The sequence below is a fragment of the Marinomonas rhizomae genome (assembly GCF_003315485.1).
Lineage (GTDB): Bacteria > Pseudomonadota > Gammaproteobacteria > Pseudomonadales > Marinomonadaceae > Marinomonas > Marinomonas rhizomae.
On record NZ_QNSE01000012.1, the window covers coordinates 1 to 26,408 of the forward strand.

Consider the following 26,408-nt stretch of genomic DNA (forward strand, 5'->3'; position numbering starts at 1 on the left):
TTACCTAAGTAAGTTGCTCACTTTCGTTTGCGTTGTTGTCCGTGTCAGTGGGTGCGTATAATACATTCCAAAATTTTCTATGCAAGCTCTTTTTTGAAATTCTTTTAATTTATTTATATTTCACTTAACAAGCCATAGATAAACAAAAAGACACCGAAGTGCCTTTTTGTCAAAGTCGCTTTAAACACTAACCACCAACGTAGCTCAGCATTACACCAGCCGCCACGGCAGAACCTATAACACCAGCAACGTTAGGACCCATTGCATGCATCAATAAGAAATTTTGTTTATTCGCTTCAAGACCCACTTTATTAGCAACACGTGCAGCCATTGGTACAGCCGACACACCCGCTGCACCAATCAATGGGTTAATTGCTTCTTTCGAGTATCGATTCATTAACTTCGCCATTAAAACACCAGCGGCTGTACCGATAGAAAACGCGATCAAACCTAAACTCAAGATACCTAACGTTTCCAGGTTTAAAAAGGCTTCTGAACTCAACTTAGAGCCAACCCCCAAGCCCAAAAAGATCGTCACAATATTAATCAATGCATTTTGAGCAGTATCACTTAAGCGGTCAACAACACCACACTCACGCATTAAATTACCAAAACAGAACATCCCAAGCAGAGGAGCCGCCGACGGTAAAAACATCGCAACCAGAATAATCACTACGATTGGAAAGACTATTTTTTCTTTCTTCGTAACAGGCCTAAGCTGCTCCATCTTAATAGAACGCTCCTCTTTCGATGTCAGCGCTCGCATGATTGGTGGCTGAATAAGCGGTACTAGGGCCATATAAGAGTAAGCAGCTACCGCAATCGCACCCAATAAATCTGGCGCCAGTCGGCTAGCAACGAAAATAGCTGTTGGACCATCGGCACCACCAATAATACCTATTGCCGCCGCATCAGCTAAGGAGAAATCCATAATGCCAGATGCACTTAATAGCACTGCACCAATAACAGTAGCAAAGATACCAAACTGTGCAGCCGCACCAAGAAGCAAGGTTTTCGGGTTGGCAAGCATAGGACCAAAGTCCGTCATAGCACCAACACCCATAAAGATAATCAAAGGGAACAAGCCTGTTTCAATACCACCATGATAAATATAGTATTGAAGGCCGCCCGGAGAAACCATATGCCCAGTTGCATCATAAACAGGTGCAGCCATAAAGCCTGCACCTGGAATATTAACTAAAACCGCACCAATACCAATAGGTAAAAGAAGGAGCGGCTCAAAACCTTTTTTTATTGCCAAATAAACCAACAGCAAACCAACACAGATCATCACAAACTGTCCAAGTTCCAGTTGATAAATCCCTGTATCGTGATAAAGATTTAATAATTTATTTTCCATTGTCGATCAATTCCCTTAATTACAACGTAAGAAGTGACTGACCAACTTGCACGGAGTCACCTTCTTTTACATTAATAGAACCAACGACACCGGACTTAGGAGCAGAAATTTCTGTCTCCATCTTCATCGCTTCGAGAATCATGACAGTATCACCCTCTTCAACTTGCTGCCCTTGAGATACCAACACTTTAAAGATATTTCCAGACAATGGAGAAGGAACGTCTTCGCCAGATGACGCAGCAGGAGCCGCAGGTGCCTGACTTGCAGCTTTTTGAACATTCGCAACAGGCTGGATATCACTAACATCACCGCCCTCCGACACCTGAACAACAAAACTCTGCCCAGAAACAGAAACCGTATAAACACTCGCATCACCAGAGGAAACACTTGCAACCGCAGGCTTACTATCAACTGCATCCTCAAGTGTCGGAACAGGTTCAAAAGCACTAGCGTCACCACGATTCTGTAAGAACTTAAGACCTATTTGAGGAAACAAAGCAAAAGTTAACACATCATCAATCTGATCATCAGATAACTGAATATTTTTTTCTTTCGATAGATCAACCAACTCCTCAGTCAACTTATCCATTTCCGGCGATAGCAAATCCGCTGGTCGACAAGTAATCGCCTCAGCCCCATCTAAAACTCTTGCCTGCAACTCTTTATTAAACTCCGCAGGAGCGGCACCATACTCCCCCTTCAAAATACCCGCCGTCTCTTTTGAGATAGATTTATAGCGCTCACCAGTAAGAACATTCAAAACAGCCTGAGTACCAACAATCTGTGACGTCGGCGTGACAAGAGGAATCAAGCCTAAATCTTCGCGGACTTTTGGAATTTCTTTTAATACTTCGTCAAACTTATCAGCCGCACCTTGCTCTTTAAGCTGACTCTCCATATTGGTCAACATACCGCCAGGCACTTGAGCAATCAAGATACGAGAATCTGTACCGCGAAGAGACCCTTCAAATTTCGCGTATTTCTTTCTAACTTCTCGGAAATAAGCCGCAATCTCTTCTAACAACTCTAGATTTAAGCCTGTATCCCTATCCGTTCCTTGCAAAGCGGCAACAACAGATTCTGTCGCACTATGACCATAAGTCATCGACATAGAAGAAATAGCAGTATCAACTCTATCCACACCTGCTTCAACCGCCTTCAAAATGGTCATATCCGACAGGCCAGACGTAGCATGCGCGTGCAACTGCACCTCTAGCTGAGTCTGCGCCTTCAACAAACCAACCAATTCAAAAGCATCGTATGGCGTCAAAATGCCAGACATATCTTTTATAGCGATAGAGTCTGCCCCCATATCCTCCAGAGTCTTTGCATAGTCTACCCAGTTCTTAGTGGTATGAACTCGACTCTTGGTGTAAGAAATTGTTCCTTGAGCATGCTTACCTTGCTGCTTAACAGCTTTAATGGCCGTTTCCAAATTGCGCGGATCATTCATGGCATCAAAAATTCGAAAAACATCAACACCATTGAAAGCGGCTCGCTCAACGAATTTATTCACAACATCATCGGCATAGTGACGATAGCCAAGAAGGTTCTGCCCGCGCAACAACATTTGTTGAGGCGTTTTAGGCATAGCCTTTTTCAACTCACGAATCCGCTCCCAAGGATCCTCCCCGATAAAGCGAATACAAGAATCAAATGTTGCACCACCCCACGATTCAAGTGACCAAAAACCAACCTGATCGAGTTTTTCAGCAATGGGAAGCATATCGTCAATACGCATACGCGTTGCAAACAAAGATTGATGAGCATCACGCAAAACGACATCAGTAATGCCAAGAGGTTGCTTTGTTGTTGTCATATTTCAGCCTCAAAGAAATTAAGATTAGTATTAAGAAATTAAGAGTTTTTATTATTTCTGTGTTGATGAACCGCAGCTGTAATAACTGCAGCCATTTGCGCATCGACACCAGAAGTAGAAAGATTTTTAGCGGCAAGCTTTGGTGCTGCAACAGCAGGAGCTTCAGGAAATAAATAATTAAGCAGTCGCGACATGTAACCTGTCGCAAAAATCAATACCACCAAAAATAGAAATACAAACCCCATCCCTAGCACCATCAAACCCACACCATCTTCCAACAGCCCATTCATAACATAGCCACCTTTTTTTCTCGTCTTGTTTGTACCCTTCTAATGTGATCAGATGCGCACTCAAGAACACTATTTATTTTTGATAGTTAGTTTTTACCACAAACCAGAACAGTTTCATATTTTTATTGCATAACAGTTAGACTTATTTCGTGAACAATTCTCTAAAAGCGACCACACTTTGAAAAAACCAACAGACAACAACAGCATTGTACTGGCCGTTGCACCAATGGAAGGTGTCATGGATCACACAATGAGAGCATTACTATCAGAAATTGGCGGCATGGACTATTTGGTCTCAGAATTCATTCGAGTCACTCAATATCCAATCCCTGCAACAACATTCAGACGCCTTATTCCAGAAAATACCAACGAAGCAAAAACGAAACACAACCACCCAGTTCACACTCAACTACTCGGCAGCAATGCAGAACTTATGGCAGAGAGCGCTTTAAATGCCACCGAAGCTGGCGCCACGCATATCGATGTAAACTTTGGGTGTCCTGCCAAACGTGTAAATGGCCACGGCGGCGGTTCGGTTTTACTACAAAACCCCAATGTACTTTATGACATCATGAGCGCGATTCGAAGGATACTACCCACCGAAATCCCCGTGTCAGCCAAAATACGCCTAGGTTTCGAAAATGAAGATCTACTGTTTGACAATGTCGCCGCCATTGAAGCCGCTGGAGTCGGAACACTCACCATTCACGGCAGAACAAAAAAAGATGGCTACAAACCACCAGCAAGATGGGAAAAAATAGGCGAAATTCAAGATAAAACAAACATGATAGTGATTGCCAATGGTGACATCAAAGACACAGAGTCTTTACTACGCTGCCAATCCATTACTGGCTGCCAACATTTTATGATAGGCAGGGGCTCACTTAATAATCCGTTTATTTTCCAACAAATAAGAGAGGGGCTAAATGGAGAAAGCAGCACAATAGACACACTAAACCTAAACACACTGTTCATTAGTTACAGCTCTCAACTACAAGAACATTATGATGAAATAGCCACACTAGGTAGACTAAAACAGTGGTGTGGACATTTAAGGTTTGGTTTTGAAGAAGTTAAAGAAAACCTTCAAACATTAAGACGCTGCAAAAGCGTAAACGAATTGATGCAAACCTTTGAAAGGGCAGTAACTAGCACATGACGAGAGATTTTATACAAAGAAGAGAAACAGAGAAGAAATAGAAATGGTGCACCCGAGAGGATTCGAACCTCTGACCGCTCGGTTCGTAGCCGAGTACTCTATCCAGCTGAGCTACGGGTGCATAGCAAAATATTCACAACCACATTTTAAATAGGATAGTTTTAAAATGTTTTTTTTGGAATGGTGCACCCGAGAGGATTCGAACCTCTGACCGCTCGGTTCGTAGCCGAGTACTCTATCCAGCTGAGCTACGGGTGCATAGCAAAATATTCACAACCACATTTTAAATAGGATAGTTTTAAAATGTTTTTTTTGGAATGGTGCACCCGAGAGGATTCGAACCTCTGACCGCTCGGTTCGTAGCCGAGTACTCTATCCAGCTGAGCTACGGGTGCACAATGACAATTCCAATCTTTTTTCAATTAGAGGGGATAGACTCTAAAAGACAACTTGAAATGGCGGAGAGTGAGGGATTCGAACCCTCGATGAGTGTTAACCCATACACCCTTAGCAGGGGCGCGCCTTCAGCCACTCGGCCAACTCTCCGTAACAAGTGGTGCGCATTATATACGACACATTTGTCTTGTAAAGCCTTTTTTAAAAATTAATCTTCAGAAATTTGATCGTCTTGCTCTTTCTGAATACGAAGGTAAATCTCTTCACGGTGAACAGAGACATCTTTAGGCGCATTGATACCAATACGAACTTGATTTCCTTTCACACCTAACACAGTGACAGAAACTTCGTCACCAACCATTAAAGTTTCACCGACTCGACGAGTAAGAATAAGCATAAGAATATCTCCCTGTTATAGCTTTTAAATTTTTTTAGATGAATTGCCCGACAGTCAGTGTAGGGCAATTCCTACAAAATCAATTGTAGCCTCTCAACAAAAATTAAACTACGTATAACTAAAGGATTTTATGTATCCAATTGTTAAGCCTCTCGAACCCCTGATGCGACTTCACTCAACTTAAAAGCTGAATGCAGCGCACGAACCGCCAGCTCCATGTATTTTTCATCAATAATGACAGACACTTTGATTTCAGAAGTAGAGATTAACTGAATATTAATGGATTCGGCCGCAAGAGCCTTAAACATAGTACTTGCTACGCCCGCATGAGAGCGCATACCCACACCAACAATAGAGACCTTAGCAATTTTAGAATTAGAAAGTACAGCGCTAGCACCAAGCTCTTTAGAGATAATATTCAAAGTGGATAAGGCCTGGTCATATTCATTGCGATGCACCGTAAAGGTAAAATCCGTTGTACCATCAACCGATACGTTCTGAACAATCATATCCACTTCAATATTGGCATCACTAATAGGACCAAGAATACGAGAAGCAATACCTGGGATATCAGGAACACCTTTCAACGTTAATTTTGCTTCATCTCTATTAAACGCAATTCCAGAAACCGCTGGCTGCTCCATACCCTTACTCCCCTCAGTTGTAATCAACGTACCTTCACCTTCAACAAAACTAGACAGCACCCTAAGCGGCACTTGATATTTACCAGCAAACTCTACCGAGCGAATTTGTAGCACCTTAGAACCAAGGCTAGCCATTTCTAGCATTTCTTCAAAGGTGATTTTTTCCAAGCGTCGAGCACTATCCACAACACGAGGGTCCGTCGTATAAACGCCATCCACATCAGTATAGATTTGACATTCATCTGCCTTTAATGCGGCAGCAAGAGCCACACCAGTAGTGTCGGAACCACCTCGACCTAATGTCGTAATGTTGCCAAACTCATCTGCCCCTTGAAAACCGGCTGCGACAATCACTCGCCCCGCATCTAAATCTGCGCGCATTGCTTCGGTATCAATCTTTTGAATTCGAGCTTTACCATGAGCGCTGTCAGTCGTAATACGGATTTGCGAACCTGTATAAGAACGAGCATCAAGACCACGCTTCATTAACGCCATAGACAAAAGTGCAATAGTTACTTGCTCCCCTGTCGATAGCAGTACGTCCATTTCACGCGCACTTGGCGAAGCATTAATATTTTTCGCAAGATCAATCAGCCTATTGGTTTCACCACTCATAGCCGAAACCACGACAACTATGTCGTCACCTTGCTGCTTATGCTTTAACACTCGATCTGCAACAGCCTCGATACGCTCAATTGTACCTACCGAGGTACCACCGTATTTTTGAACTAACAACGCCATAATTCTTCCACTATTTAAATCAAAAAAATCGCAATCAACGCTTTTAAGGAAGGATTCAATTTAAACTCTTTCAGCAACCCAACCTGGCACCAACTCAAGAGCAGCAGACAAGCCATCTGGATTATTACCTCCAGCTTGAGCCATATCAGGACGACCACCGCCTTTACCATCAACATAAGGCGCAACCATCTTAATAAGATCACCCGCCTTCACATTTTTAGTCAGCTCTTTAGTCACACCGGCGATTAAACTTACCTTACCATCATTAACAGCAGCCAATAAAATCACAGCGGACTGAAGCTTACTTTTCAGTTCATCAAGCAAATCACGCAATGCTTTTGGATTTTCCACTTCAACCTGAGCAACCAACAACTTACCGCCATTGATATCAACTGCTTGAGAAGCCAAATCAGCGCCAGCCAAAGCCGCCATCTTACCTTTCAATACATCCAATTCTTTCTGCAAACTGCGCGCTTGATCATTCAAGGCAACAACCTTGTCTAACACACTGTCTTTATTACCTTTAACAAGACTAGCGATACCATCAAGAACCGACTCAGTCTGGCGTGTTGTATCAATTGCAACTTTGCCTGTAACCGCTTCAATACGACGAACGCCAGCAGCAATGCCACTTTCTGCAATGATTTTAAAGAAGCCAATATCCCCAGTACGGCTAACATGAGTACCGCCACACAACTCTATCGAATAATCCGCCCCCATCGTTAACACTCGCACTTCGCTGTCATATTTTTCGCCAAACAACGCCATCGCGCCTTTCGCTTTAGCAGACTCAACATCCATGATGTCTGTTTCCACCAAACGGTTTAAGCGAATTTGTTCGTTAACCATGTCTTCGATTTGTTCAATTTCTGTTGCCGTCACACCTTCAAAATGCGAAAAATCAAAACGCAAACGTTCAGGATTCACCAAAGAACCTTTTTGCGAAACATGATCACCCAAAACACGACGCAGCGCTTCATGCATTAGATGAGTAGCTGAGTGATTCAACGTAGTCGCCATACGCAAAGTACGGTCCACTTCACCTGTTACCTGATCGCCTATTGCCAAACGGCCTTCTTTTAGTTCACCGTAATGCAAATGCGCTTTAGCTTGCTTGGTTGTGTTAGACACTTTGAATGCTACAGCGCCACGCAACCAACCTTGATCGCCAACTTGACCACCAGATTCCGCATAAAAGGGTGTTGATTTCAAAACGACTGCCGCAACTTGACCCGCCTCAATAAACTCAACAGCCCCCCCATCGACAAGAATCATCTCAACTTCACAGGTAGCATGTAGATTCTCATAACCCGTAAACTCAGTAACAGAATCCAATTTAACACTGCTCGACATGTCCATAGAGAAGTTACTTGCTGAACGAGCACGAGCACGCTGAGCGTCCATCGCGACGTCAAATCCAACTTCATCTATTTCCAAGTCATTTTCACGCGCAACATCGTTGGTTAAATCCGCAGGAAAACCATACGTGTCGTAAAGTTTGAAAACAGTCTCGCCAGGGATAACTTTTTTATCGCCTAATTCGGATATCGCCTCTTCAAGAATCTTCATGCCTTGATCAAGAGTTTTGGCAAACTGCTCTTCTTCTTTTAACAGAATAGAAGCAACACGATCTTTTAACTTGGTTAACTCTGGGTAAGCTTGCCCCATTTCAACATCAAGCGCTTCTACCAACTTATGGAAGAACACACCTTTCTGTCCTAACTTATTACCGTGACGGATTGCTCGACGAATAATACGACGCAACACATAACCACGACCTTCATTTGACGGAATGACACCATCAACAATCATAAAGGAACAAGAGCGAATGTGGTCAGCGATAACACGTAGTGACTGCGCACTCAAATCTTGAGTACCTACTACCTGCGCCGCTGCTTTAATAAGGTTTTGAAACAAATCGATTTCGTAGTTACTGTGAACACCTTGCAAAATAGCAGCAATACGCTCCAAGCCCATTCCAGTATCAACAGAAGGTTTTGGCAAAGGCGTCATAGCACCATCAGCCGAGCGATTGAACTGCATGAAGACCACGTTCCAAATTTCAATAAAGCGATCACCATCTTCTTCAGGAGAGCCTGGAGGCCCACCCCAAATATGTTCACCGTGATCATAAAACACTTCAGAACAAGGGCCACAAGGGCCAGTATCACCCATTGCCCAGAAGTTGTCAGACTGATATCGACCGCCTTTGTTATCACCAATACGGATGATCTTTTCTGCAGCAAGACCTATGTCTTTATTCCAAATATCAAACGCTTCATCATCGTCTGCGTAAACCGTTACCAACAACTTTTCTGTTGGCAATTTCAACACTACTGTTAAAAACTCCCACGCATAATGAATCGCCTCTTTTTTGAAGTAATCACCAAAACTGAAGTTACCCAACATTTCAAAAAAGGTATGGTGCCGCGCGGTATAACCGACGTTTTCTAAGTCATTGTGTTTACCACCTGCTCGAACACAACGCTGAGACGTTGTGGCTCGTGAGTATGGGCGAAGATCTTCCCCCAAAAACACATCTTTAAACTGGACCATACCAGCGTTTGTAAATAGTAGTGTTGGATCATTTCCAGGAATCAACGAGCTGGATTCCACGATCTGATGCTGCTTACTTTCAAAGTACGATAAAAATGACTGGCGTAACTCAGAACTCTTCATAATGGGATGAGTCTCTATCTCTATTTTTCTGGACGAATTGGATTGCGTGAATGGCAGATTAACAGGCGCCGATTCGATGCAACGAAAAGCACAAAATAGTACACGCAAAGGATAGGTGTTTTCAAAAGAAACCGTAGTAATTTAAAGCTTATTTTGTGCACAACTTAAGCAAAAGTAGGATTTAAAGGCATAAACCCACTTTTACTTAAGAATTTTAGGGAAGAGATTATTGAGAACCTGCATCGCGAATATAGCGATAATGAGGTCGAGCTGTCATTCGAGTCACTAACTCATAACCGATAGTTCCGGCATAATTCGCAACTTCCTCAACTGGCACATCCCCCCCCCAAAGCACAACTTCTTGCCCCATAGCTGGATCATCTGCCAAGTCTTGCATTCGCACAGTAATCATATCCATGGAAACACGGCCAGCTAAACAAGCAGCTCTCCCATCGATTCGAAGTGGCGTACCATTTTCAGCATGGCGGGGATAGCCATCACCGTAACCTACAGCAACAGTTGCTAACACATGATCATCTTCGGCTATATAACCAAGACCATACCCAACTCTATCACCTTGCGTAAGCTTACGTGTCGAAATCACTTTTGACGATAAGGTCATCGCTGGGCGCAAGCCTACTGCTCGGCCACTTACTTCGGCAAAAGGCGAGATTCCATACAACATAATACCCGGACGAATCCAACCACCTTCTGGCACACTCCACTTCATGATCGCCGCAGAGTTCGCTACACTGGCTTCAATATCACCAATCGACTGGCGCGTTTGTTCAAAATAAGCGAGCTGCTGCATGGTTGCCAAATCTGACAAGTCATCCGCGCAAGAAAAATGCGTCATTAAAACAACCTCTCCCACTTGGCCGCTGTCTTTCAACGCCGTCACAAACGCTGGAGCCGTTTCTTTATCCACGCCAAGACGATGCATTCCGGAATCCAATTTCAGAAAAACCTTTTCGATTTTGGCGTGACTAGCGTGTAATTCATCCAGCTGCTGAGCATTTTCTAGAGCAGACCAAAAACCATGCTTCTCACATAGCGCCCACTCTTCCCCTTCAAATACACCTTCCAACAGCAAAATAGGCGAAACAATACCCGCTTCACGCAATGTGATTGCCTCCTCAATAGCCGCCACAGCAAAAGCATCCACTTCTTCATCTAAATAACGTGAAACTTCAACAGCACCATGCCCATACGCATTGCTTTTAACTACAGCAAACGCCTTGCAAGTTGGTTGTAATTTTTTTGCATAGCGGTAATTTTGAAGAATCGCGTCCAAATCTACCGTTGCCGAGAGTGGCCTTGCCATTTTTGCCCCTTAAACTTTCAAAACGTTTTATTACTTATAACGCTGAACAGAAAAATCTTGTGAATCGATCTCAGTTTTGTCACCAGCCATAATGTCGGCAATCACGGCAGCGGAACCGCAGCTCATAGTCCAACCTAATGTTCCGTGCCCGGTATTCAAATATAAACCATCAATACCTGTGCGACCGACAACTGGCGTACCATCTGGAGTCATTGGGCGAAGACCCGTCCAATAATCCGACTGAGATAAATCGCAACTCTGATTGAACAAATCATGCACAACATGAGTGATAGTTTCTGTACGCACTTTTGGCAAATCAAGGTTGTAGCCATTCAGCTCTGCGGTTCCGGCAGCACGAATCCGACCACCAAGTCGAGTCACTGCAACTTTATAGGTCTCATCCATTACAGTAGAAACTGGTGCAAACTGCTCATCCGTAATCGCTACTGTTAAGGAATAACCTTTTACCGGGTAAACAGGAATAGAAATATCAATCGCTTTAAGCAACTCTTTTGAGTAACTGCCCATAGATACCAGAACGTTATCAAATTCAAAGTCCCCCTGATCGGTTTTAACGGCGCGTATTTTACCACCTTCTACAACTAATCGATCAACTTCCACACCAAATGTGAATTTAACGCCCAATTCATCACAGTGTTTCCTAAGTTCTTGGCAAAAAACAAAACAATCTCCGGTTTCATCGCCAACCAAACGGAGCCCACCTTTGAACTTATTAATCACTGGAGCAAGACCCGGCTCAACGTCTAGAATTTGTGCCGGTGTTAATACTTGATGCGGCACATTCAAAGCCTTTAATACCTTGATGTCTTTTTCAGATGCCTCGACCTGTTCATCTTTACGAAAAAGCTGGGTCAAACCGCCCTGCCCATCATCATATTTAATACCAATATCTTTTCGCATAGCGATAAATTGATCGCGGCTGTATTCCGCCAATGCCACCATACGAGATTTGTTTACGTCGTAAGCTTTTTCATTGCAATTCGCTAGCATTTTCCCCATCCAAGCCAATTTTTTAAGCTCAGGATCAGCACTCACTTTCAACGGCGCATGTTTTTGCATTAGCCATTTAACCGCTTTAAGAGGAATCCCTGGCGCCGCCCAAGGTGCAGAGTAACCAGGCGAAATTTGTCCTGCATTTGCAAAGCTCGTCTCAAGAGCAACCCCTTCCTGGCGGTCAATCACTGTTACTTCAAAACCTTTTTTTGCTAAATAATAGGCTGAAGTTAACCCCACAACACCTGCACCTAACACGCAAACACGCATAAAAAACCTCAAATAAAGATAAAGTCATATCACCTATAATCACACAATAAATTCAGTTTTATCATCTTATTTTTTAAAAAATAAAAGAATAAAAAACTACAAAATAAAAAAAATAAAGTCGATTACAAAACGAATGTAAAAGCATTAATCAGCTGATAAAATAACAACTTCATAAAGATTCGCCGAGAAGCAGATATGAAAGAGCACCAAACGTCCATTTTTGACCAAGCTTTATCACTGCTCAGCCATAGAGAACACAGTAAAAAGGAACTGAGCACTAAACTAAAAATAAGAGGTCATGGCGAAGAAGAAATCGAATCCATTATTGAACGCCTTGAAGAAATGAACTATCTCAACGACGCACGTTTTGCAGAAATTTTTGTCAGAGGACGTATAAACAAACCCCTTGGCGCAAATCGTATAAGGCAAGAACTAATACAAAAAGGGATCAGTAGCGAATTAGCAAAAACAACCATACTAGAAGCCGGTGTCGACTGGTTCGAATTAGCAAAACAATTAAAAAAGAGGAGATTCGGGGAGGCGCCCAGCATGGACTTTAAAGAAAAGGCCAAACAATCACGCTACCTTCAATATAGAGGATTTGACTTCGAGCAAATAAAATATGCCCTCTCCTCCAAAGATGAGTATTAAGAACTTCTGATTTAAAACCAAGATTACTGGTAGATCAGCTCTGAACCAATACATCAGAGCTAGCATACATGAGTAAAATGGAGCTGAATATTATGCGTTATCCTCTTTTTCAATGAGTGCAGCTAAATAACGCTCTTCCATATCAACATAATTTTTTTGAACTATTTCTATCTTTTCATCCAATTCGTTGACTTTTTTTTCTAAGACTTCAAATTCTTCTAGCTGGTCTTGTTTATCAAACAACTCTGCTTCTAAACGTTTTCGCTCCTCTTCTAGCTCTTCATTTATCTCACGAAGATTGTCGACCTCTTCTTGATCTTGACTGGCTAGAATATCTTCATTACCTATAACTTCGTCATCAATTTTTTCAGGATGGAGCAGCTTATCCTCTAAGTTTTCACGCAAAATTCTCGCCTTATCCAAATCTCGTTCAAGCATTTCCACATACAGTTCCGACTCATTTACCATTAAACGTAAAGAACTTAATTTTGATGCCTGCTCATTAGCAAAGGCATCTGACTCTTCGGTGAATGAGTTCTGATGGAGCAAGTCTTCCATACTTTTCATAGCATTACGTTCTTCCTCCATGACATCATAAATATCTATAGCTTGAACATCATTTCCATGCTGCTTTTCAAGCATTGCTTTTTTCTGTTTTAGAGCCTCATCACGCTTAATATTATCAATATTAAGGTTGTATTTAATGGCCTGTAAACTGTCTAATTTACCTTCTAATCGTTTAACCACACGGCTACTTTCTAAAAGTACCTTCTCTAGTCGAACAATAGTAATATCGTAAATACCAATGTGTTTTCCATCACCTTCATAGTCCACTTTTACTTTACGAACTTGTTGTTTTAAATCTGCAATTATTATTTTTTGGTAGGCCGCCAGTTGCTTAAGATCTGACACTTTTTCATCCAACTCTGAACGAACAGAGTGCACAAAATCAGATTGGTCTGCACCACTCAAATATTCTTCTAAGGCATCAACATACAGTGGATTATCACCTTCTTCCTTGACTTCCGCTAAATGCAGTTTCAAACGCTCTGCAAACTCATAGAGACTGGCTATTTCAGAGCGAAGCACAGCGAGCGACTCATCAAGTTCAGCTTCTATATCAAGTTGTTTTTGAAGCTTCCCAAGCTGTGAGTTTAATTCAGATGTAACATTTACTTGCGCAAAGACCTTTTCACCAGCCTTTTGAATCACTTTATTCAACTCTCGAAGTAAAGACTGGTTTACTTTCAATGACTTCAAAAGTGCCTCTATTTCTTGGGCATGATCAACTTTATCCAAAAGACTTTTGAATGCTTCTAGCATTGCTAACACTTCAGAATTAGGCACTGAACGTTCAATAATTTTTATTTCGACATCCAAAAAAATAGCCCAACAGGACAAAGCTGCACGCCCCTGAAAATCAGATTTGGGTAATTCAACAAGTAGCTGAGCGCATATGTTTTTTTGTTGTTCCAACAATGCTAGCCACTGTCTTTTTTCACTTTCCGTTGCATCATGACCGCTTTCATGAGATTCAGCTGGTTCCAACACATCATCAGCACCTTGATCTGATACCTTTTTCCGTAGAGAAAAATACCTCATCAAGACAAATGCAAGCACCACAAACAAAAGTGCGCTCGACGCAATAAGTCCCCATTGCCAAATCAACATAGTATGACAGCCTTATAAAATGCAAAACTCAAAAAATAATCATAGAGGGATATGAATCAAGAAACCATAAAACCTACATTTTTTAACGCACTCACCACAAAAACAAAAAAAGCAGGTACAAGACCTGCTTTAAAAAACACTGTGTTTTATAAAAGAATTTAGAAGTCTAACTGTTCGGCTTCAGCTTCTTTATCATCAGTTTTACCATCGGCTTTAACCGTTTTTGGTAATAAATCTTCACGGATCTTAGCTTCAATCTCTTTCGCCATCTCAGGATTATCAGCTAAGAACTGAGCTGCATTGGCCTTACCTTGTCCAATTTTATTACCATTGTAAGCGTACCAAGCACCCGCTTTATCAACAAAACCTTGTTTAACACCTAAGTCAATCACTTCCCCCATACGGTAAATACCAGCACCATACATGATTTGAAATTCGGTCTGTTTAAACGGTGGTGCAATCTTATTTTTCACCACTTTAACGCGGGTTTCATTACCTATAACTTCATCGCCCTGCTTCACAGATCCAATACGACGAATATCCAAACGAACAGAAGAGTAGAACTTAAGCGCATTACCACCTGTCGTTGTTTCTGGGCTTCCAAACATCACACCAATTTTCATACGAATTTGGTTAATAAAGACAACAAGACAATTAGCGTTCTTAATAGAACCTGTCAGTTTACGCATTGCTTGAGAAAGTAGACGTGCTTGAACACCAACAGAAGAGCTTCCCATCTCACCTTCAATCTCAGATTTAGGAACCAAAGCCGCTACGGAGTCAACAATAACCACATCAACACTGTTAGAACGAACCAACATATCAACAATTTCAAGCGCTTGCTCACCAGTATCTGGCTGAGAGATCAAAAGGTCAGCAATATTTACGCCAAGCTTTTCTGCATAAGATGGATCTAAAGCGTGTTCGGCATCGATAAAAGCACACGTTTTACCTTGCTTCTGAGCTTCGGCAATCACGCTCAATGTTAGAGTGGTTTTACCAGAAGACTCTGGTCCATAGATTTCACAAATACGACCATAAGGAAGACCACCAGCACCTAGTGCAATATCCAGACCTAGCGATCCAGTAGAAACTGTATCAATATCAAGCTTGGCTCCTTCACCCATCTTCATGATGGCGCCTTTACCAAATTGACGCTCGATTTGAGACAGCGCTGCATCCAGCGCTTTTTTCTTGTTGTCTGCAATAGATGACATAATGAAATCCTTGTGGCTACTTTTCGTTGTGATTAATTGTCGTTGTGGGTAACTCTATCGTTTTTTTAGGGTAATCTCAAGAAATACTGTATATAAAAACAGTATTATTTTTGGCCGCTTTTAAGCCTCTCTTTCACACCATTCAATGCCGCCAAAACAGTCGCTTCCCTGACCGCTGAACGGTCCCCAGGAAACTCAAATCGCTCGACTGTGGCTTCTTGTCCCGAGACTTGCCAGCCGATATAGACACAACCTACCGGTTTTTCTAGTGAGCCCCCTCCAGGTCCCGCTACACCACTCACCGCAACAGCAACATCACCGCCTAATTGTAACGCACCAGCACACATTTCTTGCACAGTTTGTTCAGATACCGCGCCAAAGGATGATAAGGTCTCTTCTTTGACAGATAAGCCACGTACTTTGGCTTCATTTGCGTAGCTGATCACGCCACCAAAAAACCATGCAGAACTGCCCGCTATTTCGGTGCATACCGCACCTATTAAGCCACCAGTACAAGATTCCGCCGTGACGAGCAACAGCCCGCTTGCTTGTAAGAATTCACCAGCTTGCTGTGCGACCTGTGTCATTTTTTGCATGTGATTCATTATCGTTATCCCTTAAATCCTAGGAAAATATCCCGTAGAATACCCCTCTATTTTTTGGATCACAATCGAGCTTCCCGAATGAGTAAAACACCAGCAGATAATCACACGCCTATGATGCGCCAATACTTCGGCCTTAAATCACAGCATCCAAACCAGCTGCTCTTTTATCGTATGGGAGATTTTTACGAGCTTTTTTACGATGACGCCAAACGTGCGTCACAATTGCTTGATATTACACTTACGGCTCGAGGCCATTCAGGAGGAATGCCAATTCCAATGGCTGGTATTCCCTTCCACGCCGCGGAAAACTACATTGCACGCTTGGTTCGCATGGGCGAATCGGTAGTCGTTGCAGAGCAAACAGGTGATCCAGCCACCAGTAAAGGCCCAGTTGAACGAAAAATCGCTCGTATCGTCACTCCAGGCACGATCAGCGATGAAGCTTTCTTAGAAGAAAAACGCGAGAACTTATTACTTTCCCTAGCCCATCAATCCCGCAAAGGCCTCGATATTTTTGGTTTTTCCTATTTAGATATGGCCAGTGGTCGTTTTTGTCTATTCGAAGTGGATGGTCACGAAGCGCTTTCTAGTGAACTACAGCGTTTATCCCCTAGAGAAATTTTGATCTCTGAAGATTTTCCGATGCGAGCAGCACTAAAACTCGAAAAAGGAGTCGCTGAGCTTGGCCCTTGGCATTTTGATTATGAATCTAGCTATCGTCAATTGATTCAGCAATTCAACACCAAGGATTTATCTGGCTTTGGTTGTGAATCATTAACGGCAGCCATCTCATCAGCCGGCGCACTATTACAATATGCTAAAGATACACAACGCTCCGCTTTGCCACACATTCAATCCATTATGGTGGAGCATAAAGATGACTCGGTATTAATAGACGGTGCGACTCGACGCAATTTAGAAATTGACGTCAATCTTACTGGAGGCACCAGCAACACAGTAGTAGAAGTCTTAGATAAATGCTCTACTCCAATGGGGAGTCGTTTATTAAAACGCTGGCTGCACACACCAATTCGTGATTTAAATGAAATTCAGGCTCGCCAACAGGTCGTTTCGGAGCTACAGCAAAACCAGACGTATGAAACCTTTGAAGTACCGCTTAAAAAAATCGGTGATTTAGAACGCATATTGTCACGAGTTGCCTTACGCTCTGCTCGCCCGAGAGATTTATTGCGACTCCGACTTGCTCTTGAAGCGACCCCAGAAATCAACAATTTACTTGCTAACGCAACATCTGAGCGACTACAAGGGCTCAATCAACGTATTCATGCTCAACCTACTATCACCGAAAGGCTAGCAAAAGCCCTTGTCGAAAATCCGCCATCAGTTGTGCGTGATGGTGGTATTTTTGCAAAAGGATATGATGATGAGTTAGACGAGCTGTTAGCGCTATCCACCAACGCAACAGACTTCTTAGCGGAAATGGAACGTAGTGAAAAAGCTCGCACAGGTATTAGCTCATTAAAAGTTGGTTTTAATCGAGTTCATGGCTATTACATTGAAATTAGTCGTCTGCATTCTGACCAAGCACCCGTAGAGTACATTCGTCGCCAGACACTGAAAAATGCCGAACGCTTTATTACTCCCGAACTAAAAGCCTTTGAAGACAAAGCACTCAGTGCAAAATCCAAATCCCTTGCTCGAGAAAAAGAACTTTACGAAGCACTTTTAGAACAACTCAATGAGATCCTTGGCGAGTTACAAACCACCAGCCAAGCCTTGGCACAACTTGATGTGCTGAACAACTTTGCGGAGCGAGCTAGCACACTTAGCTTTACCTGCCCTGAGTTACACAATCGCGGTGGCATTAACATTGTTGGCGGCCGTCACCCTGTAGTGGAAGCGGTGATTTCAGAACCCTTCGTGCCAAACGACCTCAATCTAAATGATAAACGCTCATTACTGATGATTACAGGCCCAAACATGGGTGGTAAATCGACCTACATGCGTCAAATCGCCTTAATCTCTTTATTGGCACACACGGGCTGTTTTGTGCCAGCAGAATCGGCGTCGATTTCAGTGGTAGACCGAATTTTTACGCGGATGGGCTCATCCGATGACCTTGCAGGCGGTCGGTCTACCTTCATGGTAGAAATGACAGAAACCGCCAACATCCTAAATAACGCCAGCAAGAACAGCTTGGTATTAATGGATGAAGTCGGGCGTGGTACCAGTACTTTTGACGGTCTGTCATTGGCTTGGGCTGCTGTGGACTATTTAGCCAACCAGCTAAAATGTCACGTATTATTCGCAACGCATTACTTTGAACTCACGACATTAGCGGACCAACTAGAAAATGCCGCCAACGTCCATTTAACAGCAACGGAGTATGAAGATGAAATCGTCTTTTTACATAAAGTTCATGAAGGCCCAGCTAGCCAATCCTATGGCTTACAAGTTGCGCAATTAGCAGGGGTTCCTCGCGATGTTATTGGGCATGCAAAACAAAAGCTTAAAGAGCTGGAAGTCATCACAGGCATTGAGTTTGATACAAACGTCCAAGCAATTAAAACAGACTCAACCCAGTCCAAGACTAAGGTCAAAGAAAGCAAGTGTGACTATCAACCTCAACAAGTAGATATGTTTGCTCAAGCAGAACAAAATGCATTGAAAAATTCCATTGAAGAATTGGATATAGACAATATGACGCCATTAGAAGCCATTAGCGCTCTCTACCAATTGAAATCTCAACTGTAATGATAAACGACTGTTGGTATAAGCTAATAGCAGATAAATGTAGAATATTGACGATTGTCGCTTGCCGCGAAATGGCCTATACCTCTAAAATAGCCCGCAATCATTTTTATAGCTTGTAAGGAGAAGTCGAATGGCTTTCATCGTTACCGATAACTGCATTCGCTGCAAATACACTGACTGTGTCGAAGTTTGTCCTGTTGACTGCTTCTATGAAGGCCCTAATTTTTTGGCTATCAACCCTGATGAGTGTATAGACTGCGCATTGTGCGAACCAGAATGTCCAGCCAATGCCATCTTCTCTGAAGACGAATTGCCTGAAGATCAAGAAGTATTTGTCGAACTGAACAGAGACTTATCTCTGATCTGGCCAAATATCGCTGAGAAAAAAGATGCTCTTTCCGATGCTACGCAATGGGATGGTGTTGAAGATAAATTAGAGCACTTAGAACGCTAACTTACCGCCCTCGTAAAATAGCAAAAATTAAAAAGCGACTTAATTGTCGCTTTTTTTATGCCTCACCTTATACCGATAAAAACTGATAAATGACAAATTTTAGGCAAAAAAAAGGGCGCCTATTGGCAACCCTACTTTTTGCTCACATCCTGTTAAGCGACTCTTCCGATGAGTAAACATCACTGTTTGCTCCATCCTGAAGCATCCAAACTATCCTTTCGCATGGTGCATTCCATCAAACCACGTTATTCCTTTGAACAATCCATTGCTCTCGAACATCCGGTTCAATCCTCAACACCCTCAATGGTATTTCATTAAGCACCTCATGCGCTTTTCATCCATGAATTCCGTTTGGATAAGACACAATTTACCAGCTAAAAAATATATATCAACTTTTCAAAAAAAAACCAAAAATAAAAATTTTCTTATAAATCAAAAAGATAAAAACCTACTACAGAATAGAATGACATTTAGCCACATAACAAACGGGAAACACCTACAGGCATGTAAGAAAAGGACTACAAAGACTCAAGATTTATTGAAAACACACTCTCATCACACCATAACAAGAAACTCATCAGCCCACCTAATCGCATCTAAATAGGTTTTTTTCAGATCATCTAAATCTTGAGAGTTCTTTATGGCTTGACCATTACCATAATGCTCGACTAGATCAAGCGTATTACCTACTCTTCCTGATCGATGCACTATCGCATTAATAAATTCATTGGGTAAAGGCAACTCTCCGAGCACTTCGCCTAGCTTCATTCCGGTGCAGACATCAATCATTGATAACATCCCGGCTAAAAAGTATTTATCTTGATTGTTATAGCCTCGACGATGAGCAAACAATTCCGCATGTTTCGCACGAACCATAATTTGCTCCAGTAATACATGTCTATCACCAATCATTTCAGACATTAACAATAAATTAGTTAATGATTTAAGCTTTTCCACACCGATCAGCATGATAGCTAAGCGAACAGAATCTACCGAGGCGACTAAACCAGTAATAGGAGAGTTTAAGTAACGTAATAATTTATGAACAAGACCAGCATCTTGGCTGACTATCCGCTCCAATTCATCAATACTTAAAACAGAGGTATTTAACAGCGAGGACATTAGCTGAAGCAATGTCATACTGTTTACTTTAGATGCCTTACTGGTCACCATCTCAGGCTTTTCAAAAAAGTATCCCTGAAAATATTCGATGCCTAACAAACGACAAAATTGGTAGTCTTCCCATGTTTCAACTTTTTCAGCAATAATCTTGACGTTAAAGCCTCTAAGCGCTTCAAATTGTTTATGAAAATCATCATGACCTAAAGCCAATATATCTAATTTGATGTAGTCTGCCAGCTCAATAAAAGGGGTCAACTTACTACTGAATACAAAATCGTCTAATGCAATAGAGCAGCCAGCGTTTACCCAGCGACGCAAAGACGACAGTAAGACCGCATCAAAACCGGAATCCTCCAACACCTCAATCACAATATTTTCTTTGTTGATAGGCATGCCACTTGGGCTCAGCAAATAGGCACGAGGAAAATTAATAAATGCCTTGCTTGTTCCAACAAGGTTTTCCATACCTAATTCAAAAAGACTAGCAGCAATGACCTGAGCCGTTGCACCAACTTCATCAATGACATTGGCCTGTGTCGCAAGCGCATTATTGCGATAAAGGAGCTCATACCCCATTACAGCAAGGCGGCTATCCACAATTGGCTGTCTTGCCAATGCAACATTAGAGTGAGCTGATAGTGAATTTTCGGCCATATCGTTTCCGTTCAATAAAAGTATCAGTATTCATTCATACAGTGTCTCAATATTGCCTAAAAATTGCCATTGGGCATAGACAATAATCTTGGTAACATGGAGCCATTACATGTAGACAACTATATAAAACAAGATAAAGCAAAAATCTGTGGGGAAAATAATGCCAATATACCGTTCCAAGACAACCACCTCAGGCCGCAACATGGCAGGAGCTCGCGCTCTATGGCGTGCAACCGGAATGACAGACGATGATTTTCAAAAACCAATCATAGCAGTGGTCAACTCTTTCACTCAATTTGTACCAGGCCATGTTCACCTCAAAGACATGGGGCAATTAGTTGCTCGTGAAATTGAAGCCGCAGGTGGTGTAGCAAAAGAATTTAACACTATCGCTGTCGATGACGGTATCGCCATGGGACATGATGGCATGCTTTATAGCCTCCCCTCTCGTGATTTAATCGCTGACTCTGTTGAATACATGGTTAATGCCCATTGCGCCGATGCTATGGTTTGTATTTCTAACTGTGACAAAATCACACCAGGAATGTTAATGGCTGCGATGCGCATAAACATTCCGGTTATTTTTGTGTCTGGCGGCCCTATGGAAGCGGGCAAAACAAAACTGTCCGAGAACAAACTTGACCTAGTCGATGCCATGGTTATCGCAGCAGACCCAACGGCAACGGATGAAAAAGTCGCCGAGTACGAGCGCTCTGCATGTCCAACCTGTGGTTCTTGCTCAGGCATGTTTACGGCGAACTCCATGAACTGCCTAACCGAAGCGCTTGGTCTAAGTTTACCAGGTAATGGCACGACACTAGCAACTCACTCTGACCGTCGCCGTTTGTTTTTAGATGCAGGTCGTCGCATTGTCGACATTACCAAACGCTACTATGAAAATGACGAATTGCATTGGGCTCCTCGTGCCATTGCCAATTTTGAAGCCTTTGAAAATGCGATGACTCTAGACATCGCTATGGGCGGATCTACCAATACCATCCTGCATTTATTAGCCATTGCTCGTGAAGCGAATGTAGAATTTACTATGGAGGATATTGACCACTTATCCCGTCGTGTTCCACAACTTTGTAAGGTCGCTCCAAACTCACCTAAGTACCATATTGAAGATGTACACCGTGCCGGTGGCATCTTTGGCTTATTGGGTGAACTTGATCGCGCAGGCTTGTTACATAACCAATGCCACACGGTACATGCAACAAACCTAGAAGAGGCGCTTGAAACTTGGGATATAATGCGCTCACCAACACCAGAAGTGATTGAGTTCTACAAAGCGGGTCCAGCAGGCATTCCAACGCAAACTGCGTTTAGCCAGTCAACTCGCTGGCCTTCACTGGATGGCGATCGCAAAGACGGCTGTTTCCGCTCTATCGAAAACGCGTTCTCTCTTGAAGGAGGCTTAGCCGTTCTTTACGGTAACATCGCGCTTGATGGTTGCGTGGTGAAAAGTGCAGGTGTAGACGAGTCAATTCTTGTGTTTGAAGGCCGTGCTCACGTAACAGAATCTCAAGACGAAGCGGTTCAGAATATTCTTGACGATAAAGTGGAAGCCGGTGACATTGTCATCGTTCGCTATGAAGGTCCCAAAGGCGGACCAGGCATGCAAGAAATGCTTTACCCAACGTCTTACATTAAGTCAAAAGGGTTAGGCAAAGCCTGTGCACTACTAACCGACGGCCGTTTCTCTGGTGGTACATCAGGCCTGTCTATCGGCCACGCTTCACCTGAAGCGGCAGCCGGCGGCGCAATTGGTTTGGTTGAAAATGGCGACCGTATTTTGATCGACATTCCAAACCGCTCTATCAATGTTTTGCTTAGCGATGAAGAGCTGCAAACTCGTCGCAACGCGATGAACGCAAAAGGCGCAAACGCTTGGAAACCAGTAGACGAACGTCCACGTAAAGTTTCTCCAGCATTAAAGGTATACGCACACTTTGCGACCAGTGCGGACAAAGGGGCGGTACGCGACATTAGTCAAATCGACTAATGATTAAAAAGTAATACGCAAAAGGCCGCTTTGCCAGATATAGGCGCTGCGGCCTTTTTTATTCAAAATCTCATGACTCATTACAGGAAAAACCATGCTCAGCTATCGCCATATTTATCATGCAGGCAACCACGCTGATATTTTAAAACATTTGACAGTCAGTCAAATATGTCGCCATTTTATAAAAAAAGACGCGCCTTTTTTCTATTTGGATACACACGCTGGCATTGGTCAATACTCGCTAGATTCTGAGCAGGCGCAAAAGAACAAAGAGTTCCATTCGGGGATAGCACGACTGCTTAACGAAGATAACCTTCCTGAACCATTGGAAAATCTGTTAGACATCATCCGAGAAATGAACCCAACAGACACCTTAGAGCTTTACCCTGGTAGCCCAAAAGTGGTCGACTATTACGTTCGCCAAAAAGACAAGCTACACTTATGTGAGCTACATCCAAACGATTACCCAATTTTAGCGGCACTTTTCCCAAATAAGCGTAAAGCTAATGTTGTAAAAGACAATGGTTTTGCCGCCGTTAAGGCGATGTTGCCACCACCACAAAAGCGTGGATTCGTGCTAATGGACCCACCTTATGAAGTCAAAAAAGATTACCAATATGTGGTTCAGGCATTAGAGGATGGCTACAAGCGTTTTCCTCAGGGAACCTATGCTATTTGGTATCCGGTTTTAAATCGCCTACAAGCTAACGAATTATTAAAATCCGTAAAAGCAACGAATATTCGCAATGTGCTTTTACTAGAGCTTTGCATTAGAAACACAGAACAGGAGCGTGGCATGGCAGGAAGCGGTATGATTATCGTCAATCCACCTTGGACTTTAGAAAAAGAAGCAAAGGAGTTTCTGCCTGCTTTAAGCCAGTTACTAGCAGAAGATAATAATGCAGGTTACCAAATTACTTGGATCACCCCAGAATAACCATATTATAAAGGAGCGCGTCATGGACACGCCTTTCGAACTCGCGTTTAAGTACATGCCAACGCCCGCTTTTATAATAGAAAGCAGCACGGGTAAGTTGATATCATACAATCGCAACTTTGAAATTTTTTTTGAAAACTTTAATGCGACCCCTTCAGATACATGGGAATCTCTTTGCGAAAATGCCGTCTCTTTTGATGATTGGCAGGCACTCAACAGCAAAGTTAAAAACGGCAGCATCGAGCGCTGTGAAAATTTAATTCGTGTTGGCGATAAACTCATTAACATGCAACTTGAAATGCGCCATCTTGGTGATACAGTTTTGGCTTGCGTTTACAATACTGACCACATGGATCTTTCTGCTGCTGAAAACACCCTGCTAAAATTCGCACTCACTGAATCTTCTGCAGGATTGTGGATTTGGGAAACAGGGTCCGATTTAGTATCTTGTTCGAAATCTATTGCAACACTATTAAATTATCCGCTTGATAAAACACCACGTTCGACAGCAGAATGGCATGCACTCGTTCACCCAGATGATGTAAAAAGATTGGCCACTATCGTCAATGAACATGTCGCACTTAATCAAGACTATTATGAAGTGGAATACCGCATCCTGACCGGCGATCAACATTATCTTTGGGTCAAAGAACGTGGTAGAAGCTATACTAAAGGTCCTGATGGCAGTATTAAAAAAATCATTGGCTTCATGGTAGATATCAGCCACCAAAAAGCTCTAGAAGAACATTTGCGCAACCAGGCTACGTTTGATGAATTAACTGGATTATTGACCCGTGGTGCGGCGCTAACACATTTTAAAAAACAACTGGGCTTAGCAAAACGTCAATACACGCCATTAACCATGGCAAAAATCAACCTTGATGCCAATGAACGTCTTAGCAAACTTCCAATGGAAGCTCGTAACATTGCGATTCAAACCTCAGCCCGTTACATCTATAAAAAGATCCGCGAAGCTGATGTTTTAGCACGAGTAGAGCCTGATAAACTGCTATTGTTGCTACCTAATACCAGCGTCAAAGATGCAAAAAATTTATTAAAACACATCATCAACCCAACAGAAGATGAGAAGTCAACCTTATTCGAAGGTAACTCAGACCCAATGGATTTCTGTATTGGTATAGCCGCCTTTCCAGAAGATGGTGAAACCATTGAAGAATTGGCACTCAGCGCAAATCAAGCCGTTGAAGATGGCCAAGCGTCTTGTAAACAAATCGTCGTTAACTAAATTGAGTTTTCAAACAAAAACGCCGCATTTCCTAAATGCGGCGTTTTTATTTTTAGCAAATATTATTGCTTAGTATTATTCACCTTGCAGTGTTAAAACAATCCGCCTCACACCGCCATGATCTCGATGCTCTCCTAAATAGATCCCCTGCCAAATCCCCAAGCACAACCGCTTATCACGAATAGAAATCATCAGTGATGATCCCAGCATACTGGCTTTTATATGTGCCGGCATGTCATCACTACCTTCATAAATATGCTCATAATAAGGCTGATTTTCCGGCACCATGTGAGAAAAATGACGTTCCATATCTCGGCGTACCGAGGGATCGGCGTTTTCGTTGATCGTCAAAGAAGCCGAAGTATGCAACAGCTGAATATGCAATAACCCTATCGAAACTGGCGACATTTTTGACAAAGCGATTTCCACCTGCTCAGTGATCAAATGAAAACCTCGACGCATCGCTGGCAATTGAAACTCAATTTGTTGCCACATAACAAATTACTCTGCGCTGGTTCTTTGGTAAACCGAAAAACGGTAATCGTATGGATTCGGCCCTTCAGCAACAAACGCTTCTTCACCGATCAGAGTAAAAGACGGCCAATCTACCTCTGGGAAAAAGGCATCACCTTTTACTTCAGCATCAACGTGAGTAATGTACAAACGATCCGCACGCTCTAGCGCCAATTGATAAATTTGCGCACCACCGATCACCATTACTTCCTCTTGCCCATTCACCAAGCAAATATCTTCACCAAGGGAGATTGCATCTTCCAACGTCATCACCACATCAACCCCCTCTGCTTGATAAGCAGGATCGCGGCTAATGACAATATTGCGTCGACCTGGCAAAGGCTTTCCTATGGACTCAAAGGTCTTACGCCCCATCACAATAGGCTTTCCCATGGTCGCTTGCTTGAAGTATTTAAGGTCATTTGGCAAATGCCAAGGTAGAGAATTATTAATACCGATTGTTCGGTTCGTAGACATAGCGACAATAAGTGACAACATAAAATAACCTGCTTAAAAATCTTGGCT

At 42.7% G+C, this 26,408-nt stretch carries 21 protein-coding genes and 4 tRNA genes; 7 read left to right on the forward strand and 18 right to left on the reverse strand.

What is annotated here, in order from left to right:
* Positions 1-187 precede the first annotated feature (187 nt).
* Genes DFP80_RS15540 through DFP80_RS15550 form a run of 3 tightly spaced genes read right to left on the reverse strand, consistent with a single transcriptional unit; the run spans position 188 to position 3,469 of the window.
* Positions 188-1,360: a sodium ion-translocating decarboxylase subunit beta gene (locus DFP80_RS15540; RefSeq protein ID WP_113917733.1), complete on the reverse strand. Its 1,173-nt coding sequence runs from the start codon at positions 1,358-1,360 to the stop codon at positions 188-190.
* Positions 1,361-1,379: 19 nt separating this feature from the next.
* On the reverse strand, positions 1,380-3,179 hold the full coding sequence (gene oadA, locus DFP80_RS15545) for a sodium-extruding oxaloacetate decarboxylase subunit alpha (RefSeq protein ID WP_113917734.1): 1,800 nt from the start codon (positions 3,177-3,179) through the stop codon (positions 1,380-1,382).
* A gap of 38 nt (positions 3,180-3,217) precedes the next feature.
* The gene (locus DFP80_RS15550) at positions 3,218-3,469 is read right to left on the reverse strand and encodes an OadG family protein (RefSeq protein WP_113917735.1); all 252 of its coding nucleotides are present in this window, start codon (positions 3,467-3,469) and stop codon (positions 3,218-3,220) included.
* 178 nt (positions 3,470-3,647) lie between these two features.
* On the opposite strand from DFP80_RS15550, the gene DFP80_RS15555 reads away from it, so the two are divergent.
* Positions 3,648-4,628 carry a tRNA dihydrouridine synthase gene (locus DFP80_RS15555; protein ID WP_113917736.1) on the forward strand — a complete coding sequence of 327 codons (981 nt, stop codon included), beginning with the start codon at positions 3,648-3,650 and terminating at the stop codon, positions 4,626-4,628.
* Positions 4,629-4,672: 44 nt separating this feature from the next.
* Here the strand turns inward: DFP80_RS15555 and DFP80_RS15560 are convergent.
* The 9 genes from DFP80_RS15560 to DFP80_RS15600 form a co-directional block, all read right to left on the reverse strand.
* Positions 4,673-4,749, reverse strand: a tRNA-Arg gene (locus tag DFP80_RS15560).
* 60 nt (positions 4,750-4,809) lie between these two features.
* A tRNA-Arg gene (locus DFP80_RS15565) sits at positions 4,810-4,886 on the reverse strand.
* A gap of 60 nt (positions 4,887-4,946) precedes the next feature.
* A tRNA-Arg gene (locus DFP80_RS15570) sits at positions 4,947-5,023 on the reverse strand.
* A gap of 61 nt (positions 5,024-5,084) precedes the next feature.
* A tRNA-Ser gene (locus DFP80_RS15575) sits at positions 5,085-5,174 on the reverse strand.
* A gap of 58 nt (positions 5,175-5,232) precedes the next feature.
* The gene (gene csrA, locus DFP80_RS15580; RefSeq protein ID WP_012071293.1) at positions 5,233-5,421 is read right to left on the reverse strand and encodes a carbon storage regulator CsrA; all 189 of its coding nucleotides are present in this window, start codon (positions 5,419-5,421) and stop codon (positions 5,233-5,235) included.
* Between the two features lie 143 nt (positions 5,422-5,564).
* The gene (locus DFP80_RS15585) at positions 5,565-6,806 is read right to left on the reverse strand and encodes an aspartate kinase (RefSeq protein ID WP_113917737.1); all 1,242 of its coding nucleotides are present in this window, start codon (positions 6,804-6,806) and stop codon (positions 5,565-5,567) included.
* 60 nt (positions 6,807-6,866) lie between these two features.
* The gene (alaS, locus tag DFP80_RS15590; RefSeq protein ID WP_113917738.1) at positions 6,867-9,485 is read right to left on the reverse strand and encodes an alanine--tRNA ligase; all 2,619 of its coding nucleotides are present in this window, start codon (positions 9,483-9,485) and stop codon (positions 6,867-6,869) included.
* A gap of 226 nt (positions 9,486-9,711) precedes the next feature.
* Positions 9,712-10,809, reverse strand: coding sequence for an alanine racemase (alr, locus tag DFP80_RS15595; protein WP_113917739.1), 1,098 nt, complete (start codon positions 10,807-10,809; stop codon positions 9,712-9,714).
* 30 nt (positions 10,810-10,839) lie between these two features.
* Positions 10,840-12,093, reverse strand: coding sequence for a D-amino acid dehydrogenase (locus DFP80_RS15600; protein WP_113917740.1), 1,254 nt, complete (start codon positions 12,091-12,093; stop codon positions 10,840-10,842).
* 195 nt (positions 12,094-12,288) lie between these two features.
* Between DFP80_RS15600 and DFP80_RS15605 the strand changes: the two genes are divergently transcribed.
* Positions 12,289-12,744, forward strand: a complete 456-nt coding sequence (locus tag DFP80_RS15605) for a regulatory protein RecX (protein WP_113917741.1) — start codon at positions 12,289-12,291, stop codon at positions 12,742-12,744.
* 90 nt (positions 12,745-12,834) lie between these two features.
* Here the strand turns inward: DFP80_RS15605 and DFP80_RS15610 are convergent, their stop codons facing one another.
* The 3 genes from DFP80_RS15610 to DFP80_RS15620 form a co-directional block, all read right to left on the reverse strand.
* Positions 12,835-14,415: a coiled-coil domain-containing protein gene (locus DFP80_RS15610; protein ID WP_113917742.1), complete on the reverse strand. Its 1,581-nt coding sequence runs from the start codon at positions 14,413-14,415 to the stop codon at positions 12,835-12,837.
* 158 nt (positions 14,416-14,573) lie between these two features.
* On the reverse strand, positions 14,574-15,632 hold the full coding sequence (gene recA, locus DFP80_RS15615; protein ID WP_206610603.1) for a recombinase RecA: 1,059 nt from the start codon (positions 15,630-15,632) through the stop codon (positions 14,574-14,576).
* 104 nt (positions 15,633-15,736) lie between these two features.
* Positions 15,737-16,237 (reverse strand): CinA family protein, encoded by a 501-nt coding sequence (locus DFP80_RS15620; protein ID WP_113917743.1) that lies wholly within the window; start codon positions 16,235-16,237, stop codon positions 15,737-15,739.
* A 78-nt stretch (positions 16,238-16,315) separates the two neighbouring features.
* On the opposite strand from DFP80_RS15620, the gene mutS reads away from it, so the two are divergent.
* Together mutS and fdxA are read left to right on the forward strand one after the other, a co-directional pair.
* Positions 16,316-18,952 carry a DNA mismatch repair protein MutS gene (gene mutS, locus DFP80_RS15625; RefSeq protein WP_113917744.1) on the forward strand — a complete coding sequence of 879 codons (2,637 nt, stop codon included), beginning with the start codon at positions 16,316-16,318 and terminating at the stop codon, positions 18,950-18,952.
* 130 nt (positions 18,953-19,082) lie between these two features.
* Complete coding sequence (gene fdxA / locus DFP80_RS15630) at positions 19,083-19,406, forward strand: ferredoxin FdxA (RefSeq protein WP_113917745.1); 324 nt, start codon at positions 19,083-19,085, stop codon at positions 19,404-19,406.
* A gap of 555 nt (positions 19,407-19,961) precedes the next feature.
* Here fdxA and DFP80_RS15635 read toward each other — a convergent pair.
* A complete protein-coding gene (locus tag DFP80_RS15635; RefSeq protein WP_113917746.1) occupies positions 19,962-21,182 on the reverse strand; it encodes an EAL and HDOD domain-containing protein in 1,221 nt (406 codons plus the stop codon).
* A 160-nt stretch (positions 21,183-21,342) separates the two neighbouring features.
* Here DFP80_RS15635 and ilvD point away from each other — a divergent pair, with 160 nt between their 5' ends.
* From ilvD to DFP80_RS15650, 3 genes are all read left to right on the forward strand, one after another.
* On the forward strand, positions 21,343-23,187 hold the full coding sequence (ilvD, locus tag DFP80_RS15640) for a dihydroxy-acid dehydratase (RefSeq protein WP_113917747.1): 1,845 nt from the start codon (positions 21,343-21,345) through the stop codon (positions 23,185-23,187).
* A gap of 94 nt (positions 23,188-23,281) precedes the next feature.
* The gene (locus tag DFP80_RS15645) at positions 23,282-24,124 is read left to right on the forward strand and encodes a 23S rRNA (adenine(2030)-N(6))-methyltransferase RlmJ (protein ID WP_113917748.1); all 843 of its coding nucleotides are present in this window, start codon (positions 23,282-23,284) and stop codon (positions 24,122-24,124) included.
* Between the two features lie 22 nt (positions 24,125-24,146).
* On the forward strand, positions 24,147-25,370 hold the full coding sequence (locus DFP80_RS15650) for a PAS domain-containing protein (protein WP_113917749.1): 1,224 nt from the start codon (positions 24,147-24,149) through the stop codon (positions 25,368-25,370).
* Between the two features lie 75 nt (positions 25,371-25,445).
* Here the strand turns inward: DFP80_RS15650 and DFP80_RS15655 are convergent, their stop codons facing one another.
* Together DFP80_RS15655 and folA are read right to left on the reverse strand one after the other, a co-directional pair.
* Positions 25,446-25,865, reverse strand: a complete 420-nt coding sequence (locus tag DFP80_RS15655; protein WP_113917750.1) for a secondary thiamine-phosphate synthase enzyme YjbQ — start codon at positions 25,863-25,865, stop codon at positions 25,446-25,448.
* A gap of 6 nt (positions 25,866-25,871) precedes the next feature.
* On the reverse strand, positions 25,872-26,381 hold the full coding sequence (folA, locus tag DFP80_RS15660) for a type 3 dihydrofolate reductase (protein ID WP_113917751.1): 510 nt from the start codon (positions 26,379-26,381) through the stop codon (positions 25,872-25,874).
* Between the last annotated feature and the right edge of the window lie 27 nt (positions 26,382-26,408).

Coding starts and splice junctions, on each gene's coding strand:
- DFP80_RS15540 (WP_113917733.1), bottom strand. CDS start 1,360: ATGGAAAATAAATTATTAAATCTTTATCACGATACAGGGATTTATCAA.
- oadA (WP_113917734.1), bottom strand. CDS start 3,179: ATGACAACAACAAAGCAACCTCTTGGCATTACTGATGTCGTTTTGCGT.
- DFP80_RS15550 (WP_113917735.1), bottom strand. CDS start 3,469: ATGAATGGGCTGTTGGAAGATGGTGTGGGTTTGATGGTGCTAGGGATG.
- csrA (WP_012071293.1), bottom strand. CDS start 5,421: ATGCTTATTCTTACTCGTCGAGTCGGTGAAACTTTAATGGTTGGTGAC.
- DFP80_RS15585 (WP_113917737.1), bottom strand. CDS start 6,806: ATGGCGTTGTTAGTTCAAAAATACGGTGGTACCTCGGTAGGTACAATT.
- alaS (WP_113917738.1), bottom strand. CDS start 9,485: ATGAAGAGTTCTGAGTTACGCCAGTCATTTTTATCGTACTTTGAAAGT.
- alr (WP_113917739.1), bottom strand. CDS start 10,809: ATGGCAAGGCCACTCTCGGCAACGGTAGATTTGGACGCGATTCTTCAA.
- DFP80_RS15600 (WP_113917740.1), bottom strand. CDS start 12,093: ATGCGTGTTTGCGTGTTAGGTGCAGGTGTTGTGGGGTTAACTTCAGCC.
- DFP80_RS15605 (WP_113917741.1), top strand. CDS start 12,289: ATGAAAGAGCACCAAACGTCCATTTTTGACCAAGCTTTATCACTGCTC.
- DFP80_RS15610 (WP_113917742.1), bottom strand. CDS start 14,415: ATGTTGATTTGGCAATGGGGACTTATTGCGTCGAGCGCACTTTTGTTT.
- recA (WP_206610603.1), bottom strand. CDS start 15,632: ATGTCATCTATTGCAGACAACAAGAAAAAAGCGCTGGATGCAGCGCTG.
- DFP80_RS15620 (WP_113917743.1), bottom strand. CDS start 16,237: ATGAATCACATGCAAAAAATGACACAGGTCGCACAGCAAGCTGGTGAA.
- mutS (WP_113917744.1), top strand. CDS start 16,316: ATGAGTAAAACACCAGCAGATAATCACACGCCTATGATGCGCCAATAC.
- fdxA (WP_113917745.1), top strand. CDS start 19,083: ATGGCTTTCATCGTTACCGATAACTGCATTCGCTGCAAATACACTGAC.
- DFP80_RS15635 (WP_113917746.1), bottom strand. CDS start 21,182: ATGGCCGAAAATTCACTATCAGCTCACTCTAATGTTGCATTGGCAAGA.
- ilvD (WP_113917747.1), top strand. CDS start 21,343: ATGCCAATATACCGTTCCAAGACAACCACCTCAGGCCGCAACATGGCA.
- DFP80_RS15645 (WP_113917748.1), top strand. CDS start 23,282: ATGCTCAGCTATCGCCATATTTATCATGCAGGCAACCACGCTGATATT.
- DFP80_RS15650 (WP_113917749.1), top strand. CDS start 24,147: ATGGACACGCCTTTCGAACTCGCGTTTAAGTACATGCCAACGCCCGCT.
- DFP80_RS15655 (WP_113917750.1), bottom strand. CDS start 25,865: ATGTGGCAACAAATTGAGTTTCAATTGCCAGCGATGCGTCGAGGTTTT.
- folA (WP_113917751.1), bottom strand. CDS start 26,381: ATGTTGTCACTTATTGTCGCTATGTCTACGAACCGAACAATCGGTATT.